The 18,383-nt window shown below is 63.7% G+C and carries 14 protein-coding genes; 1 reads left to right on the top strand and 13 read right to left on the bottom strand.

The genetic code is table 11. From position 1 onward, the window contains the following. Positions 1-186 precede the first annotated feature (186 nt). The 8 genes from AC1D2G_RS12020 to AC1D2G_RS11985 all read right to left on the bottom strand — a co-directional run bounded on the left by AC1D2G_RS12020 (position 187) and on the right by AC1D2G_RS11985 (position 13,386). Positions 187-1,062 carry a hypothetical protein gene (locus tag AC1D2G_RS12020; protein WP_477414164.1) on the bottom strand — a complete coding sequence of 292 codons (876 nt, stop codon included), beginning with the start codon at positions 1,060-1,062 and terminating at the stop codon, positions 187-189. A gap of 173 nt (positions 1,063-1,235) precedes the next feature. Further along, entirely contained in the window at positions 1,236-4,520 is a 3,285-nt protein-coding gene (locus AC1D2G_RS12015) for an efflux RND transporter permease subunit (RefSeq protein ID WP_477414162.1), read from the bottom strand. Further along, positions 4,517-7,633: an MdtB/MuxB family multidrug efflux RND transporter permease subunit gene (locus tag AC1D2G_RS12010; protein WP_477414160.1), complete on the bottom strand. Its 3,117-nt coding sequence runs from the start codon at positions 7,631-7,633 to the stop codon at positions 4,517-4,519. The genes AC1D2G_RS12015 and AC1D2G_RS12010 overlap by 4 nt, the downstream gene beginning before the upstream one ends. Before the next feature lie 2 nt (positions 7,634-7,635). Further along, positions 7,636-9,003, bottom strand: a complete 1,368-nt coding sequence (locus AC1D2G_RS12005; RefSeq protein ID WP_477414158.1) for an efflux RND transporter periplasmic adaptor subunit — start codon at positions 9,001-9,003, stop codon at positions 7,636-7,638. Positions 9,004-9,308: 305 nt separating this feature from the next. Further along, the gene (locus AC1D2G_RS12000) at positions 9,309-9,728 is read right to left on the bottom strand and encodes a hypothetical protein (protein ID WP_095084469.1); all 420 of its coding nucleotides are present in this window, start codon (positions 9,726-9,728) and stop codon (positions 9,309-9,311) included. A gap of 112 nt (positions 9,729-9,840) precedes the next feature. Beyond that, complete coding sequence (locus tag AC1D2G_RS11995) at positions 9,841-10,641, bottom strand: endonuclease/exonuclease/phosphatase family protein (RefSeq protein WP_477306711.1); 801 nt, start codon at positions 10,639-10,641, stop codon at positions 9,841-9,843. A 110-nt stretch (positions 10,642-10,751) separates the two neighbouring features. Further along, positions 10,752-12,215 (bottom strand): phospholipase D-like domain-containing protein, encoded by a 1,464-nt coding sequence (locus AC1D2G_RS11990; protein ID WP_477414156.1) that lies wholly within the window; start codon positions 12,213-12,215, stop codon positions 10,752-10,754. A gap of 259 nt (positions 12,216-12,474) precedes the next feature. Beyond that, positions 12,475-13,386 (bottom strand): alpha/beta fold hydrolase, encoded by a 912-nt coding sequence (locus AC1D2G_RS11985; protein ID WP_477398416.1) that lies wholly within the window; start codon positions 13,384-13,386, stop codon positions 12,475-12,477. Between the two features lie 125 nt (positions 13,387-13,511). Here AC1D2G_RS11985 and AC1D2G_RS11980 point away from each other — a divergent pair, with 125 nt between their 5' ends. Then, positions 13,512-14,435, top strand: a complete 924-nt coding sequence (locus AC1D2G_RS11980) for a LysR family transcriptional regulator (protein ID WP_477414575.1) — start codon at positions 13,512-13,514, stop codon at positions 14,433-14,435. A 25-nt stretch (positions 14,436-14,460) separates the two neighbouring features. Here AC1D2G_RS11980 and AC1D2G_RS11975 read toward each other — a convergent pair whose 3' ends face one another. The 5 genes from AC1D2G_RS11975 to AC1D2G_RS11955 form a co-directional block, all read right to left on the bottom strand. After that, on the bottom strand, positions 14,461-15,273 hold the full coding sequence (locus tag AC1D2G_RS11975) for a 3-methyl-2-oxobutanoate hydroxymethyltransferase (protein WP_477414154.1): 813 nt from the start codon (positions 15,271-15,273) through the stop codon (positions 14,461-14,463). A 9-nt stretch (positions 15,274-15,282) separates the two neighbouring features. Then, positions 15,283-16,065, bottom strand: a complete 783-nt coding sequence (locus AC1D2G_RS11970; protein ID WP_477414152.1) for a TIM barrel protein — start codon at positions 16,063-16,065, stop codon at positions 15,283-15,285. 1 nt (position 16,066) lies between these two features. Then, entirely contained in the window at positions 16,067-16,378 is a 312-nt protein-coding gene (locus AC1D2G_RS11965) for a MocE family 2Fe-2S type ferredoxin (RefSeq protein ID WP_477414150.1), read from the bottom strand. Positions 16,379-16,492: 114 nt separating this feature from the next. Next, positions 16,493-17,317 carry an ATP-binding cassette domain-containing protein gene (locus AC1D2G_RS11960; protein ID WP_477414148.1) on the bottom strand — a complete coding sequence of 275 codons (825 nt, stop codon included), beginning with the start codon at positions 17,315-17,317 and terminating at the stop codon, positions 16,493-16,495. Beyond that, positions 17,314-18,318: an ABC transporter permease gene (locus tag AC1D2G_RS11955; RefSeq protein ID WP_477414573.1), complete on the bottom strand. Its 1,005-nt coding sequence runs from the start codon at positions 18,316-18,318 to the stop codon at positions 17,314-17,316. The genes AC1D2G_RS11960 and AC1D2G_RS11955 overlap by 4 nt, the downstream gene beginning before the upstream one ends. Positions 18,319-18,383: the final 65 nt, after the last annotated feature.

Genomic DNA, 18,383 nt, shown 5'->3' with positions numbered 1-18,383 from the left:
TCCAGAAGCAGTCCGCCGGTGCCGGTTCATAGCATCGTGGGTTTGGTGCATGATCTACGATTTCCCTGGGCAGGCCTAAAGCGCGTCGCGTTTTTGAACGGATTCAAGCGACGCGCTTTAGGTCTTTGATTTTATGCATGTCGTTGTCCCAAAAACCGGGGCCACTTTTGGGCAATATGCATTGGGTCACGGCAATGGTCGGCGGGCCTCGCTTGGCGGAAAACAGGCGTTGAAAGCGGCATCCACAATGGCCAGCTTGGCGGCCTGGACGGTCATGTACTCCTGGAAGAACGTCTTCGACACCCACATCACCGAATGGCCGCGCGGGCCGAGCCAGCCGATGCTGCCGAGATTCTCGGCCGCGCGCAGCTTGCGCGCAAGATGGGTCCTCGAGAGCTTGAGCCATCTGGCGAACTCGCCGATCGAAACCACGCTGGTCGGAATGCGGTCCAGGCCGGCATGATCGGGATCGATGCCGGACATCAGCCAGTCCATGACGATGCCGCCATTGTTGAGCCAGATGAACAGGGAAAAGGTCTGGTTGGGTTCGCGCACCGGCTTGGAGGAAAGCAGGCCGTCCGCCACAAGAGGCTGCAGCCTGGCAACCATCTCGGGCCGCCCCAGGAACCTCGTCAGGCGATCCCCGCCGTCGAGCTGATCCAGCGTCTGCAGATGGGCAAGGACCCAGCCGGTAAAGGTTTGCACGGTGGCCGCCGTCGGCTGCAGGGGGTGCGTGCGCCCGTCGCCGCCCGACACATATTCGGCGATGTTGTAGTGCAGCATCTCCTTGATGAAAGCGTCAGCGGTGTTGCGGCTGGCCACCGCGTGCTGGTGCACGACCTCGATGAAACGCGACACCGTCAGTTCCTTGCTGCGATCGTGCGGGTCACGCCTGAAATGCATGGCAAGTCCGACATGGCCCATCAGCCAACGCTGCTGCGTGGCGAAAATGGAAGCCAGCCGCGGGCTCTCTTCATAGATGTGGATCAGCGCCAGCGACTGTGCCTGAACATGGCGATGCAGGGCCGGATGGCCGGCAATGTCTTCCAGATTCAGCGCCATCCTCCTTGTGTTCCGAGCGAGCCTCTGCAACCCAGACGACGTAACCACATTTTCAGCGTTCGCCGCTTGTGTCCAGACGTTCCATCCCGGTCCACAGGCATGGAGAACAGGCCGAGGCGGGCCAGGTTACAGGCCGTTGATCGCAGAGAGGAGTTTGGGCGGCGGCCGGTTTCTCATTCTCCCGGCTGTGCACCGGGCTGCCAGGGGCGCCACTTTGGCGACCGCAGCCTCTGGCACCAGCAGCCGAAGCGGTCGACATAGATGTAGATGACCGGCGTCGTGTAGAGGGTCAGGGTCTGGCTCAACACCAGGCCGCCGACGATGGCGATGCCGAGCGGCTGGCGCAGTTCGCTGCCTTCGCCAAGGCCGATGGCCAGCGGCACGGCGCCGAACAGTGCCGCCATGGTCGTCATCATGATCGGGCGAAAGCGCAGCAGGCACGCCTGGTAGATGGCATCATGCGCCGACTTGTTCCCGTTGCGCTCGGCGGCCAGCGCGAAGTCGATCATCATGATCGCATTCTTCTTGACGATGCCGATCAGGAGGATGATGCCGATCAGCGCCATGATGCTGAATTCGATGTCGAAGGCCGACAGGGCCAGCAGCGCGCCGACGCCGGCCGAAGGCAGCGTGGAGAGAATGGTCAGCGGGTGGACGTAGCTCTCGTAGAGGATGCCGAGCACGACATAGACGGCGATGAGCGCAGCAAGGATGAGCAGCGGCTGGTCGGAGAGCGAATCCTGGAACACCCGGGCCGTGCCCTGGAAACTGCCGTGGATGGTGGCCGGCATGCCGATGCGGTCCGCCGCCGCGTTGATGGCCGCGACCCCGTCGCTGAGCGCGACGCCCGGCGCGAGATTGAACGACAGCGTGGTAGCGACGAACAGGCCCTGGTGGTTGACCGAAAGCGGCGTGCTGCCGGGGCCATAGCTCGCGACCGACGACAACGGCACCATCGTCTCGGCACCGGTGCTGACGGCCGATCCAGTCGATGCGGTAGTCTTGCCGGTGCTGGTGATGGAATTGGTCGCCTGGTTGCGCGCGGCATCCGTCGCTGCGGCCGCGGCGCTGCCGGACTGTCCCGGCGCGACGAATGTACCGGCAACCGCATTGCTCGCCTGCGAACCATGCACCGATCCGCCCGACGTGCTGACATAGACCTGTTTCAGCGCTTCGGGGTTCTGCCAGTATTGCGGCGCCACCTCCATGATGACGTGGTACTGGTTGCGCGCCACATAGATGGTGGAAACCTGGCGCTGGCCGAAGGCATCATAGAGCGTGTTGTCGATCTGGCCGACGGTGATGCCGAGGCGCGTCGCGGTGTCGCGATCGATGACGATATCCGCCTCCAGGCCCTTGTTCTGCTGGTCGCTGTTGACGTCGGTCAGCTTCGGCTCGGTCTGCAGTGCCGCCGCGAGTTTCGGCGCCCATTGCGCGAGGTCGTCGAAACTGTCGCCCTGCAGCGTGTACTGGTACTGCGCGTTCGACTGACGCCCGCCGACGCGGATATCCTGCACCGCCTGCAGGAAGAGGGTGGCGCCCGGCACCACCGCGAGTTCGCGCCGTAGCCGGGCGATCACCTGGTCGGCGGAAACCTTGCGTTCGGCCAGCGGCTTCAGCGACACGAACATAGACCCGGAATTGGTCTGGCCGCCGCCGGTGAAGCCGACAGCGGCATCGACGGCAGGGTCCTTGCTGACGATGCCGGCGAACTGGCTGAGTTTTTGCGACATCAGCTGGAAGGAGGTTGCCTGGTCGGCCTGGATCGAGCCGACAAGCCGGCCGGTATCCTGCTGCGGAAAGAAGCCCTTGGGGATGGTGATGTAGAGATAAGCATTGAGGCAAAGCGTCGCCGCGAGCACCGCCATGATCAGCAGCGGATGGTCCAGCGCCCAGGAGAGCGAGCGGCGGTAGCCGCTCAGCATGGCGTCGAAGACGCGCTCGCTGAACCGGTAGAGCCAGCCATGGCTGCGATCCCGTTCGCCGCGCAGCAGGATCGAGCACATCATCGGGGTGGTGGTCAGCGAAATGGCGAGCGAGACCAGGATTGCGGCCGACAGCGTGATGGCGAACTCGCGGAAGAGCCGGCCGATGATGCCGCCCATCAGCAGGATGGGAATGAAGACGGCAATCAGCGAAAGGCTCATCGACAGCACGGTGAAGCCAACTTCCTGCGCTCCCTTGATCGCCGCCTCTATGCGGCCCATGCCGGAAGCGGCGTGGCGGGAGATGTTCTCGAGCACGACGATGGCGTCATCGACGACGAAGCCGGTGGCCACTGTCAGCGCCATCAGCGACAGATTGTCGATGCTGAAGCCGAGCAGGTACATGGCGCCCAGCGTGCCGACCAGCGACACCGGCACCGCCACGATCGGAACCAGTGCCGAACGCAGATCGCGCAGGAAGGCGAAGACGACCAGGATCACCAGGCCGATGGCGATCATCAGCGTCTGCGCGACTTCCCGCAGCGAGGCGCGGATGGTGGTCGAGCGGTCGACCGCCAGCGACAGATCGATGGCCGGCGAGATCGAGGCGCGCAGCGACGGCATAAGCGCCTTTACGCGGTCGACCGTGGCGATGATGTTAGCATTGGGCGAGCGGTTGAGGATGATCAACACCCCCGGCTTGCCGTTGGCAAGACCGGCATTGCGGATGTTCTCGACGGAATCGTTGACCTGGCCGACGTCTGAAAGCCGCACCGGGGCGCCGTTGCGATAGGCCACCACCAGCGAGCGATAGGCGTCCGCATGGTTGGCCTGGTCGTTGGCGTAGATCTGATAGCGCTGCGGGCCGACGTCGATGGCACCCTTGGGGCTGTGGGCGTTGGCCGAGGCGAGGGCCGCGCGCACATCCTCCAGCCCGATGCCGTAATCATAGAGCGCCTGCGGATTGAGCTCGACGCGCACCGCCGGCAGCGAACTGCCGCCCACCGACACCTCGCCAACGCCATCGACCTGTGAGAGTTTCTGCGCCAGCACGGTGCTGGCGGCATCGTACAGCTGCCCCTTCGACAGAGTGTCGGAGGTGAGGGTGAGAATGAGGATCGGCGCGTCGGCCGGATTGACCTTGCGATAGGTGGGGTTGGAATGCAGGCTCGACGGCAGGTCGGCGCGCGCCGCGTTGATCGCCGCCTGGACATCGCGCGCGGCGCCGTCGATGTCGCGGTCGAGGCCGAACTGCAACGTGATGTGCGCGCTGCCGACGCTGCTCGACGACGTCATTTCGTTGACATCGGCGATCTCGCCGAGATGCCGTTCGAGCGGGCTGGCGACCGTGTTTGCCACGACCTGCGGACTGGCGCCCGGCAGCGACGCCTGCACCGAGATCACGGGGTAGTCGACCTCGGGCAACGGCGCCACCGGCAATTGCGGAAACGCCACCAGTCCTGCCGCCAGCAGGCCGAAGGTCAGCAAGGTCGTTGCGACCGGGTGCCGGATGAAGGGAGCCGACAGGTTCATGGCGCGGCGTCCGCACCATACGCAGGCGGAAGGTCGGTGTGGACGCCTCGCAGCCGGGCGGCAAGGCGATCGAACCAGAGGTAGATAACCGGCGTCGTGAACAGCGTCAGCAACTGGCTGACGAGCAGGCCGCCGACGATGGTGAGGCCCAGCGGATGACGCAGTTCCGAGCCGACGCCGGTGCCGAGCATCAGCGGCAGCGCGCCCAGCATCGCCGCCAGCGTCGTCATCAGGATCGGGCGGAAACGCAGCAGGCAGGCCTGGTAGATGGCTTCGCGCGGCGCCTTGCCTTCGTTGCGCTGTGCGTCGAGCGCGAAGTCGATCATCATGATGGCGTTCTTCTTGACGACGCCGATCAAGAGGATGATGCCGATGATCGAGATGATGGTCAGGTCCTCGCCGGCGATCATCAGTGCCAGCAGCGCGCCGATGCCGGCCGAAGGCAGTGTCGACAAGATGGTGATCGGGTGGATGAAGCTCTCATAGAGCACGCCGAGCACGATGTAGACGGTGATCACCGCCGCCAGGATCAGGAACAGCGTGTTGTCGAGCGAAGCCTGGAATGCGCGCGCCGCTCCCTGGAAATTGGTGATGACGCTGAGTGGCATGCCGATGTCGCTTTGCGCCTGCTGGATCGCGGTGACCGCTTCGCCAAGCGACACGCCGGGTGCCAGGTTGAACGACACTGTGGTGGCGGGGAATTGCCCCATATGGGAGATTTGCAGCGGTGCGGTGGCGACGTGAGTGCTGGCGACCACGGCCAGCGGCACCGGACTGCCGCCGCTCGATGACGGCAGGTAGACGGAGGACAGCGCGTTGAGCGAATCCTGCAAAGAGGGATCTGCTTCGAGAATGACCCGGTACTGGCTGGATGTGGTGAAGATGGTCGAGACGATGCGCTGGCCGAAGGCGTCGTAGAGCGCGTTGTCGATCGTCGCCGGCGTGATGCCGAAGCGCGCCGCCTGGTCGCGGTCGATGTCGACGAAGACGGCGAGCCCGGCATCCGACAGGTCGCTGGCGACGTCGGCGATCTGCGGCAGCGTGTTCAACCTGGCCAGCAGCTTCGGCGTCCATAGCGTCAGCTCGTCTGGATTGGCGTCCTGCAGCACGAATTGATACTGCGTACGGCTGACCGTGCCGTCGATGGTCAGGTCCTGCACCGGCTGCATGTAGAGGGTGACGCCGGCCGTGGCGGCGGTCGCCTGCTTCAGCCTTGCTATGACTTGCGTGATGTCGGCGGTGCGCTTTTCATGCGGCTTGAGGTTGATCAGGATGCGGCCGACATTGAGCGTGGTGTTGGTGCCGTCGACGCCGATGAAGGATGACAGGCTGTCGACATCGGGGTCTTTCAGGATGATCGCCGCCAGTTCTTGCTGCCGCTCGGCCATCGAGGCATAGGACACCGATTGCGGCGCCTCGGTGATGGCCTGGATGACGCCGGTATCCTGCACCGGGAAGAAACCCTTTGGGATGACCACGTAGAGTGCTGCCGTCAACACCAGCGTGGCCGCCGCCACCAGAAGCATCAGCGTTTGCCGGTCGAGCACCCAGGTCAGCGCGCGGCCGTAACCCCTGATCACCCAGTCGAAGAAGTCGCGGCTGGCGCGCTGCAGGGCGTTCTCGCGCACCGCCGACAACGGCTTGAGCAGCTTGGCGCAGGCCATCGGCACCAGCGTCAGCGACACCACGGCGGAAATCAGGATGGTGGTGGCGAGCGTGATGGAAAATTCGCGGAACAGCCTGCCGACGACATCGCCCATGAACAGCAGCGGGATCAGCACGGCGATCAGCGAGACGGTCAGCGATATGATGGTGAAGCCGATCTGCTGCGACCCCTTCAGCGCCGCCTGCAGCGGCGTCGCACCCTCCTCGACATAGCGCGCGATGTTTTCGATGACGACAATGGCGTCGTCGACGACGAAGCCGGTGGCAATGGTCAGCGCCATCAGCGAGAGATTGTCGAGGCTGAAGCCGAACAGGTACATCACCCCCAGCGTGCCGACCAGCGACAGCGGGACCGAGAGGCTCGGGATGAGCGTCGCACGGGCGCTGCGCAGGAAGACGAAAATGACCAGCACGACGAGGATGACGGCGAGCGTGAGTTCGTATTCGACGTCGCGCACGGACGCGCGGATGGTGGTGGTACGGTCGGTCAGCACCTTGACGTCGACAGTGCTTGGCAGCGAGGCCTGCAATTGCGGCAGCAGCGCCTTGATGCGGTCGACCACCTCGATGACGTTGGCGCCGGGCTGGCGCTGGATGTTGACGATAATGGCCGGCGTGCTGTTCATCCAGGCCGCCAGCCTGTTGTTCTCGGTGGCGTCGACCACCGTTGCCACATCGCTCAGCCGCACCGGGGCGCCGTCCTTGTAGGCGAAGATCAGCGAGCGGTATTCCTCGGCGCTTTTCAGCTGGTCGTTGGCGTTGATGGTGTAGGCCCGCGACGGCCCGTCGAAATTGCCTTTCGGCGTGTTGACGTTGGCGCTGCCCAGCGTGGTGCGCAGATCGTCGAGATTGAGGCCATAGGCGGCGAGCTTGCGCGGATCGGCCTGGACGCGCACGGCGGGGCGCTGGCCGCCGCTAAGGCTGACCAGACCGACGCCTGCCAGTTGCGAGATCTTCTGCGCCAGCCTTGTGTCGGCAAGCTGCTGCACATCGCGCAGCGGCATCGTGTCCGATGTCAGGCCGAGCGTCAGCACCGGCGCATCGGCCGGATTGACCTTGGCGTAGATCGGCGGCGCCGGCAGATCGGCCGGCAGCAGATTGCCGGCGGCGTTGATGGCCGCCTGCACCTCCTGCTCGGCGACATCGAGCGAGATCGCCAGGCTGAACTGCAGCGTGATGACCGAGGAGCCGGCCGAACTGACCGAATTCATCTGGTTCAGGTTGGCAATCTGCCCGAGCTGGACCTCCAGTGGGGCGGTGACCGAGGATGTCATGACGTCCGGGCTTGCTCCCGGATAGAAGGTCTGCACCTGGATGGTCGGATAGTCGACCTCGGGCAGCGCCGAGACCGGCAAATAGCGGTAAGCCAGCAGGCCTGACAGCATGATGGCGACCATGAACAGCGATGTCGCCACCGGCCGCAGAATGAAGGCTCGCGACGGGCTCATTGCTACTGCCCGGACTCCGCATGGCGATGCTTGCGGCCCTGGCCCTTGTGCCTGCCGGTGTCGTCCGGCTTCAGCGTCGCGGACACCGGCTGATCGGGTGGCTGCGCCTGCGGTTGAGGCGCTGTCCCTGCCTGTGCAGGCGCCGAGGCCTGCGGGGCTGTCTGTGCCGGAGCCTGTGTCTGGCCGTCATGTTGCAGGTTGATATGGGCTCCGTCGCGAAGCTTGTCGGCGCCGTCGACGACGATGCGGTCGCCGGGGGTCAGGCCCGCCAGGATCTCGACGTGCTCGCCATTGGTGACGCCAAGCGTGACCTTGCGCACGGAGACGGTGCTGTCGGGATTGACCAGATAGACGAAGGTGCCGGGCTGGCCGCGCTGAATCGAAGCGATCGGGGCGATCGCCACGTCCTTGTGCTCGTCCACCAGCAGCTCGATGTTGACGAACTGGTTCGGATAGAGAATGCGCGTTTCGTTGGCGAAACCCGCCCTCAGCTTGATGGTGCCGGTGCTCGGATCAATCTGGCTGTCGAAGGTTTCAAGCTGGCCGTCGGCGAGCTTCCTGTTGCCGGCGCGGTCGAAGGCGGTGGTGGGCAGCTTGGCGCCCTGCTGCAGGCGCTGTGCGATCTCCGGCAAGTCGTCCTCGGGCACGGTGAAGAGGACACTGATCGGCTGCAGCCTTGTGATGACGACAATGCCGTTGGCATCGCCCGGCGTGACGTAGTTGCCCTCATCCACCTGGCGCAAGCCGGCGCGGCCGTCGACCGGCGCCAGGATGCGGCAATTGTCGAGATTGAGGGTCGCGGTCTGAACCAAGGCCTGGTCGACCTGGATGGAGCCGGCGTCCTGCGCAACCAGGGCGACCTGCGCGTCGAGCGTCTGATGCGTCGTCGCGCCCTGGGTCACCAATGTCTTGTCTCGTGCAAGGTCGAGCTGGGCGTCCTTCAGCATCGCCTGGTCGCGCACCAGCTGGCCCTGGGCCTGGGCGAGTGCTGCCTGGTAGGGACGGGGATCGACCTCAGCCAACAGATCGCCCTTGGCGACGTCCTGACCCTCCTTGAAGTTCACCTGGACAAGCGGGCCGATGACCTGCGGCTTGACCGTGACGGTGGAGAGCGAGGTCACCGTGCCAAGCGCGTTGAGGGTGACGTCTATCGTGCCCTTCTCGATGGTGGCGGCGCCGATCGACATCGGTTGCGCGTTTCTTCTGCCACCGGGCTGCCTGGCCTCGACATGCGGGCGTTGGTAGAGATAGGTGCCGGTGGCGGCGACAATTGCAATAAAGATCAGCCACGGGATCCAGCCACGCGAACGGCGTTGCGCGACATTCGTTTGCAGGGGCGTCTGCAGGGGTATTTCCAACTGCTGGTCCATGGCGGCATCTCTCACCCCCATCAACCAATATGGCCGAAACCGACCCAAGTCGAATTAACAGTTGGACAGGTTTGACCGGCCATGCCGGCCGGTCTTTCGCCTCGGTTTCTGCTGTTTCTGCTGTCGCGTCATGACGGCCGGCGCGCCTGTTACATGCGCATCAGCAGGCCGCCGCCGACGGCTAGTTCGATGCCGTCGCAAATCACCGACTTCGAATGGCAGCGTTATTTTCGTCAGCTGATCATCGGCCGATGAGGCAAAGCGAAAACCGGCCGGCTTGTGCCGACCGGTTGTTCCGGGCGAGATCAACCGCAGACGCGGACTTCCTCGATCACCCTGTGGTGGTGGCGCCAGGTCCTGACCAGTTCGATATGACAGCGGTGATGCCGGTGGTAGCGGCGATATTCGCCGCCCTGGTAATCACCGAACTGTACGCTGTCGTCACCATACTGGTTATCGTAATCGCGCCGGTGGTGGCGGCGATACTCACCACCTTGATAGTCGCCAAACTGCGCGCCGTCGTTCTGATCGTCACCATATTGGTTGTCATCGTAATGACGGTCATGATGGCGGCGGATGATGATCTGGCCACCGTTGTCGGGCTGATCGTCCGATGAGTACTGGTTGTCGTCGGACTGGATAATCAAGCTTGCGGCTTGCGTTGGCGCAATGACGGCGGCCGTTGCGGCCAATGCCATCACCGAAGCCAGGAATAGGTTTTTCATATCTTGTCCTCCTAGGTTCAATCTTATGAACTCGCGGGAAGACTTAGCGTTCCAATATCGCTTTTCATAGCCGTGGACGCCAGGTTGGCCGTCATAGGCGGGACAATTTGCCTTACAGGCGCACAAATGCCGTCAGCGGCAGGTGGTCGGACGCTACCCGCGAAAGCGGCGTGTCATGCGCCTCCACGGCCGAGATCATGCCGTGCCGGTTGGCCATGATGCGGTCGAGCGCCAGCAGCGGCAGGTTCGACGGGAAGGTGGGCACTGCCGGCGGCAGCGGGCCAAAGGTGACATGCAGCGTATTCAGCGCGGAGCGGTTGCCGAGCCGCCATTCGTTGAGATCGCCGAGCAGGAGCGTCGGCGTGGCATCGGGGCTGTTCATGATATCCAGCACGACGCGGGCCTGCTGCGAACGGGACCGGCGCAGCAAACCGAGATGGGCGGCGATGACGCGCAGGGTCCGATTTCCGTCCAGATCGATCTCCGCCACCACGGCGCCGCGCGGCTCCAGCCCCGGCAGCCTGATCTGATGCACGTCGCGGACGACGCCCTTCTTGAACAGCAGGACATTGCCATGCCAGCCATGCCCCTTGCCATTGGCTGCAATCGGCACCGGTACCAGGCCGGTTTCATGTTCCAGGCGAGACAGGTCGAGAAGCCCGTCACGGTCGCCGAAGCGGTTGTCGGCTTCCTGCAGTGCAATCACGTCAGGATCGATTTCGCGGATGACGCGGCTGGTCCGGTCGGGATCGAACTTCCTGTCGAGGCCGATGCATTTGTGGACGTTGTAGGAGGCAACCAGCGTTCCGGTTGTGCCTGTCCGCTTGGGCGCACCGGCGTTTGCCTTCCGCATCCTGCGGTCGCGAATGGATAGAAGCATGCTTGCCGGAAGGCTGCGTCCAGTTCTGTGCATATCCGTGCTGCTCGTCCTCGCTGGCTTCAATTCGGAACCGGGCTACAGTCAAAATAGGCGCCGTCGGCATATATTCCATGACAGGCAGGCTTCACACGCGCCAACCTTGGCTAGAGATAGGGCGAACCGAGCCACAATACCCGGTCGAACAGCCTGATTAGGAAAGGTCGGGCCCGCAAGGCGTCGAGGGTCACCGGCACTGCGGTGGCGAGCGCCGATCCGATCCGTGCCCCGATCTCGCTGGCAAAGCCGGCGTCGAGGACCTCGAGGTCGATCTCGAAATTCAGCCGCAGCGACCGGGCGTCAAGGTTGGAAGAGCCGACATACGCCCACACGCCGTCGATCGAAAGCAGCTTCGAATGGTCGAACGGTCCCTTCGTGCGCCAGATGCGGCAATAGTTCTTCAGCAGCTGATCGAACTGCGCCGTCATAGCGCGGTCGACAAGGAAAAGGTTGTTGACCGCCGGCACCACGATGTCGATTTCGACGCCGCGCCTTGCAGCTGTGGCCAAGGCGCTGATCAGTTCACGGTCCGGCAGGAAATAGGGCGACATCAGGCGGATCGATTTGCGAGCGACGGAGAACGCGCCGATCAGCAGCTTGTGGTTGGTCTCGATGCTGGCGTCCGGGCCGGACGCGACCGCCCGCACCAGCATGGGCAGGCCGGGCGCAGGCGACAGCGGCCCAATTCGCCAGGCATCGCCCTTCAACGGTTCGTCGGTCGCGAAGCGCCAATCCTCGGCGGCGACCGAGAAGAGATCGGCGACGACCGGACCAGTGACCCGGAAATGCGTGTCCCTGGCGCAGTTGGAACCGGCGAACTCGGCCGAGAAGCCCTTGCGGATGTTCATGCCGCCGGTGAAGGCGACCTTACCGTCGATGATCAGGATCTTCCTGTGGGTCCTGAGATTGGCGTAGGGCAGGCGCAGGCCCATGACGATGTTACCGTTGAAGACATCGGCGGTGATGTCGGCGCTGCGCAGATGCCCCAGGATGCTCGGCACGGAATAGCGGGCGCCGACGGCATCGATCAGCACGCGGACCGTGACGCCGCGCCGGACGGCGCCGGCGAGCACCTCGACGAAGAGCATGCCGACGGCATCATTGTCGAAAATATAGGTCTCGAGCAGGATGCTGCGCTCGGCGCCGTCAATCGCCGCGCACATGGCGGCATAGGCTTCGTCGCCTGTCTCCAGCACATCGATTGCGTTTCCAGGGTGGAGCGCGCGCCGCGCCACCCTGTCGCCCAGTGTCCGCAGACCGGTGAACCGCTGCCCGTATCGCTCGACGATCAGGGCCTCTTCGGCGACAAAGTCGCGCTCATGCTTGGCGGACACCGCGCCGCCGGTAAGTGGGCGCTGCGCGCTGATCGAGGCGCGACGGATGCGGTTGATACCGGCGACGGCATAGATCAGCACGCCTATGATAGGCGACAGCACCATCACGCCGACCCAGCCGGTGGCTGCGCGGACATCTTCCTTGGTCATGACGACGTGGATGATGCCGACGGTCGCCATCACCACCGAGATGATCGCAAGGATTTGGGGCCAGTGAGTCGCTAGAGTCTCGAACATTGCCGGGACTATCCAGCGAGCGGTTGCAGAAGGCAATGCGGCCCCGGCGTGGGGGGCGAACCCACGGATCGGCGTTACCGGGTAAGTGTCTGCAACCGTTGCGAGCGGCGTAGCCGAGGGCACTATCTGAATTGTCTCGGTACGGAGCGGCAGGCTGGGAGCTCCATCTGCTTTTACCGGCTTCGGAATCTTTCTGTCAGTCAGGGCGATACGATTGAGGATCAAGCCAAGGAACTCGCCGGGCGAAGACTTGTGCGCCTCACTTCCGGTCGAGAAAAGTCCTCACGGCTGCGATCGTGGCCTCCGGCTGCTCTTCCATGAGCCAATGTCCCGAATGGGGTACCACGACTTCGGTCACGTCCGTCGCGGCATTGCGCATGACGACCGCCTCGGTTGCTCCAAAGGATTTTTCGCCGCCGATTGCCAGCACTGGCATGGTGAGTTTCGTCATCATGGATACCTTGTTGTCTTCGACGTCCTGCCGGATAGAGCGGAACTGCGCGAAGGCCGAGCGCATCGCTCCCGGAAGGGCGTAGAACTTGGTATAGTGTTCACGCGTTGCTTCGTTGATCTTGGACGGATCGCCTGCGAATTCGTTCCAGAAACGATCAAGGTAGATGCGTTCACGTCCCGCCACCAGCCGCTCTGCATCCGGCCCGCCAAAATCGAAATGCCACAGCGCCGGGCTGCGCACGACCTCATCCCAGGGCGGAATGCCGGGAACCGGCGCGTCCATCACCACCAGCTTTTCGGTCTTGTCCGGATAACGTGCCGCATAGGCGTAGGCGACCATCGTGCCAATATCGTGCCCGACAATGATGGCATGGTCGATATCAAGCGCGGTCAGAATTGCGCGGATGTCGGCCGCCTGTGTCCGTTTGTCGTAGCCATCGACTGGATGGGACGACAGACCCATACCCCGCAGATCCGGAATGACGATCCGGTGATCGCGGGACAGTTCGGTGGCCAGCGGCCCCCACATATCACCGGTGTCACCGAAACCATGTATCAAAACCACCGGGGAGCCCTGTCCGCCCACACGGACATGCAGCGTCACGTCACCCACCTTGATATCCTGCGTCTGGAAGCCAGGGGGCAACGATTGAACCTGCGCTGCGGCAGGCAATGAAATCACAAGCATGCCAAACAGGCCAAGCAGGAACCTGAACATCTCTTAATCTCCGCCAATTGGTCCCAGTCTCGTGACCATCATCTGTACCTTGTTTGAGTATGGCGCAGGACTTTCGTTCTGGTTAGCCATATAATTCGGGAACTCGATTTCGGAAAATGCGGACAATCATGAAGCTTGAAGGCATCGGCACGTTCGTCACCGTCGCGGAAGCGGGTTCGATCAGCGAAGCTGCCCGGCGTCAACGATTGTCCAAATCGGTGGTGAGCGAGCGTTTGGCCGAGCTCGAAAGAAGCCTGGGCACGACATTGCTGCATCGTACGACGCGCAGACTTACCCTGACGGAGGATGGGATAGCTTTCCTCGCACGAGCGCGCCGCATCGTCAGGGAAGTGGAGGACGCCGGCGCCGACATGGCGGAACGACGCGGCGAACTGGTCGGGCCGCTGCGTATCTCCGCGCCGGTCACATTTGGACGCATGCATCTCGGGCCGGCGCTTTACCCTTTCCTGGCGCGCCATCCAGGGATCGAACTGACGCTCGATCTCGACGACCGGCGCGCCGATGCCGCTGCAGATGGTTACGATGCGGTTGTGCGACACGGTGCGATCCAGGATTCGCGGCTGATAGCATGGCGCCTCGCGGCGAGCCGACGCGTTCTCGTCGCGTCGCCGGAGTATATCGCCCGGAACGGTGCGCCTACGTCAATGGCTGACCTGGCCAGCCATCGGGGCATTTTCTACACCCATCGCGGCGTCGCCGATTGGCGCTTTCCCAGCCCCGACGGCGCTGCGATTGTCCGGGGTCGGATCGGGTTGCTCGTCAACAATGGTGACGTCATGCGTGAGGCTGCGATCGCGGGTCTAGGAATAGCCTTGCTGCCGACATTCATTGCCGGAGGAGCGATCAGAACCGGTGAACTCAAGGTCGTCGGTATCGGCGTCGAGGCCGAAGGCGAATTCATCTATATCGCGTATCCTGAAGGACCGCCGCCATCGGCCAAGCTCAAGGCGTTCGCGGAATGTCTGATCACTGCAATCGGTGATCCGCCCTACTGGGATGTGCCTGATTGCCGCCCGACGGACAAATGATTATCCGCTCCATCTAGGCAAATCACTAAAGACCCAGGGCAATCTTGAAAGCAGAAAGCTCGTCGTCGGTGACGGGGACCACGTGCTGCGGCTCGGGGTAGGCGCCCGTCTGCACGTCGGATATGAACTCGCGATAGGCGGCGATGCGCTCGCGCTGTAGCCGCTCATATTCGGCGGCGAAGTTGCGGTAGGTCTTGGCGTGGCGCGGCCTGTGGCCAGCGGTGTGGCCGAGCACGTCCTCGCTGAAAAGATACTGCGCGTCGGCATGCGGCCCGGCGCCCATGCCGAGCATGATCATGGGCGTATTCTTGGTGATCAGATCGGCAACCCGGTCGGGCACCACCTCCAGCTCGGCGCCGAAGCAGCCAATGGCCTCCAGGCGCTTGACGTGATCCCACACCGCACGCGCACTCTCGGCCGTCCTGCCGACGGCCTTGAAGCCGCCGGTCCAGGTGCATTGCGAGGGGATCAGGCCGACATGGGCGACGACCGGCACGGCGTTGTCGCAGAGCGCCTTCTGGATATCGAGCGAGGCGGCGCAGTAGAAACAGTCGCCGCCGATGCGCATGAACTGGTAGGCGGTTTTCAGATAATCCTCCGAGGTGACCAGATTGCCGGCGGGACCGTAGGGCAGCCCGACCTGCACGAAGCATCGGCCGGCCGCCTCGCGCATCTCGGGCGAGAAGAAGCGCCCCTCGATCGAAAGCATGTCTATGCCGGCCGCATCCGCTGCCGCCGCCTCTTCGAGAGAGGTGACGTAGAGCATGGAAATCTTTTGTCCGCGGCCCTTCATGGCGCGGATGTCGGCGACGGTGGGACGGCTGCTCTTGGTGACCATTCTTGTTCCTCAGACGGTGAAAGCTTCACGGAAGGCCTGCAGTGCCGGCTCGGGATCACCCGAGGCAAACGCTTCCATGCCCACCGGCCCGCGGTAGCCCATGTCCTTCAGCGCGCGGGCGATGCCGCGATAGTTGATCTCGCCCGTGCCGGGCTCCATTCGGCCGGGCACGTCGGCCACCTGGACTTCGCCGATCCATGGCAGGCAGGCGCGGCACAGCGCGATCAAGTTCCCTTCGCCGATCTGCGCATGGTAGAGGTCGAGGTTGAGGCGCAGGCCCGGCCGGTTGACGCTCGACACTAGCGCAAGCGTGTCTTCGGCTCGTGCAAAAGGCACGCCGGGATGGTCGACCGGAAGGTTCAAATTCTCCAGCGTGAATGTCACGCCTTCCGACTCGGCGAGATCCGCAATCCGGTTCAGCGTGTCGTGTGCCTTGAGCCACATCGCGCCGGTGACGGTCTCGCGGGGTGCGACCGGCAGGCCGCCGTCACCCAACCCGGTACCGTGCAGGTTGAGCCGCGCGACGCCGAGGCGTTTGCCGACCGCCGCCGTCTCGTTTGCCGTCTTCAGCAGTTCCGCGGCGCCCTCGTCATCGGAGAGACGGCCGCGCAGATAGCCGTTCATGATCGAGAAGGTCGCGCCGGATTTCTCGAGCATTGCGAGGTCGTGATCAGGCCAGTTCCAGAGGCCGACCTGGAAGCCCATTTCGGTCAGGCGCCGCACGCGCCATTCCATCGGCCGGTCGCGCCAGAGCATCTCGGCGCAAGCCGCAAGGGTGAAGGGATCGGACATGTCAGACCTCGATGTACACGCGGCCGTCCTCGACCTTGGTGTTGTAGATATTAAGGTTCACGCAGACCGGTGCGCGCAGCGCTTCGCCGGTCCGGTAATCGAACACGCCGTTATGCTTGGGGCATTCGATCCTGTATTCCATAACCAGCCCGTCGCTCAGATGCACCTTCTCATGCGTGCACAGCCCGTCGGTGCAGAAGAACGCATCGTCGGGGCTGCGGTAGATGGCGAATGTCCGGCCATCGTGATCGAAGCGGATAACGTCCTCTTCCTCGATATCATCGGCTGCACACGCATCAATCCACCTTGCCATTGTCGCCCTGCAGTCTGTTCTTGGGTTGGTCGAAAAGACAGCCGGCGGAACCACGTGTTCCGCCGGCCGCACAGGAAGATGCCCGGGAGGAGGAGATGGGCGTCTTCACTGGGTTCATGCATGGCTTGCGCCATGCGGCGCATGCCTGTCGTCAGCCGCCGAGAAGCTCTCGATCTCGGCTTCGAGTTCAGCCATCTGCTCGCCGCCTGCCATCAGGTCGGTGATCGCTTCACGGCTTTTCTCGCCCTTGCGGAAGTCGGCGACCTTGGCGCCCCTGATGAGGACGGCGAAGTGGTCGCCGACGGTCAGGGCATGAACGACATTGTGGGTGATGAAGATGACTGCGATGCCCTTGCGACGTGCCTGCAGGACGATGCGCAGGACATGCGCCGCCTCCTTGACGCCAAGTGCGGCGGTCGGCTCGTCGAGGATCAGCACGCTGGCGCCGAAATGCACGGCGCGCGCGATCGCCAGCGCCTGCCGCTCACCACCGGACAGTCCACCGACCAGGCGATCGCCGTCGTCGATGCGGGTGATGCCGAGCTGGCGCATCTCGGTGACGGCGATCTCGTTGGCCCGCTTGCGGTCGTAGATGGTGAGCGGTCCCCAGCGCCGTGTCGGCTCGGCGCCGACGAAGAAGGAGCGGCCGATGCTCATCAGCGGGAACGTCCCGCCGAATTGGTGGACCGTCGCGATGCCGTGGTCGCTGGCGTCGCGCGGGCTGTCGAAGGCGACGGATTTGCCATCCATGTCCATCGTGCCCGATGTCGGTTTGTGGACGCCGGACAGGATCTTGATCAGCGTCGACTTGCCGGCGCCATTGTCGCCGAGCAGGCACAACACCTCGCCTCTGTTGACCTCCAGCGAAATGTCGTGAAGCACGTCGATCGGACCGAACGACTTGTTGATCCCGGTCAGCCTGAGCAGGGGCGGGGTCATGAGCGAACCCTCGATTTGGTGCGCGGCGCGTAGGTCAGCGCCATGGTGCGGAAGGTGTTGTTCATCAGCACGGCCGCCAGCAGCAGGACCCCGATGATCAGGCTTGCCCAATTGGCGTCGAAGCCGGTGTAGAAAATGCCCTGGTTGACGATGGAGAAGGTCAGCGTGCCAAGCACGATGCCGACCACCGAACCATAGCCGCCGGTGAGCAGCACGCCGCCGATGACCACCGCGATGATCGAGTTGAAGATGAAGGACTGCCCCGCAGCCACCTGGGCGCTGTTGTAGAGGATCGCCTGCGACATGCCGACGAAGGCGGCGCACAGGCCGCTGCTCATGAACAGCGCGATGGTGACCCGGTCCGTCGGGATGCCGGCATTGCGGGCGCTGACCGCGTCACCGCCCATGGCCAGGATCCAGTTGCCGAAGCGCGAGAAGTTCAGGATGAAGCCGACGATCAGGACGATGGCGATCCACCAGAACAGGGTCACCTGGAACTTGCCGCCGAGATAGTCGCCAAACACAAGCTTGGCGATCGGCCCGCTCTTCAGCGCGACACTGGTGCTGCCGGACAGGATGATCGAAAGGCCGAGCGTCAGTCCGGCCAGCGCGAACAGCGTTGCCAGTGTGACGACGAAGGACGGCACTTTGGTGTGGATTACCAGGAGCCCGTTGATGAAGCCGACGATGAGGCCAAGGGCGAGGGCCGCGAGGATGCCGACGATGATCGGCAGGCCGTAGTGGCCCGAGATGATGGCGATGGTCATCGAGCTGGCGGGGATCATCGAGCCGACCGAGAGATCGAGATGTCCGGCGATCATCAATAGCCCCACCGGGAGAGCGATGATGCCGAGTTCCGAGGCGACGTTGAGCCAGCTCGCGGCACCGCCGGCCGACATGAAGTTGGCGCCGCCGAAGATCGAGAAGAACACCAGCACGGCGATCATGCCGATCAGCGAGCCGACCTCTGGGCGACGCACGAGCCTACCGATCGAGGGCATCGAGGAATGCGGGGCGGGTAGCGCAGTCGCTACCACGGCAGGTTGGTCATGGGCTTGGGATGTCA

It is taken from the genome of Mesorhizobium sp. P2_C7 (assembly GCF_056404515.1).
Note: the sequence above shows the minus strand (reverse complement) of the source record. Positions and strands in the feature narration are given on the sequence as shown.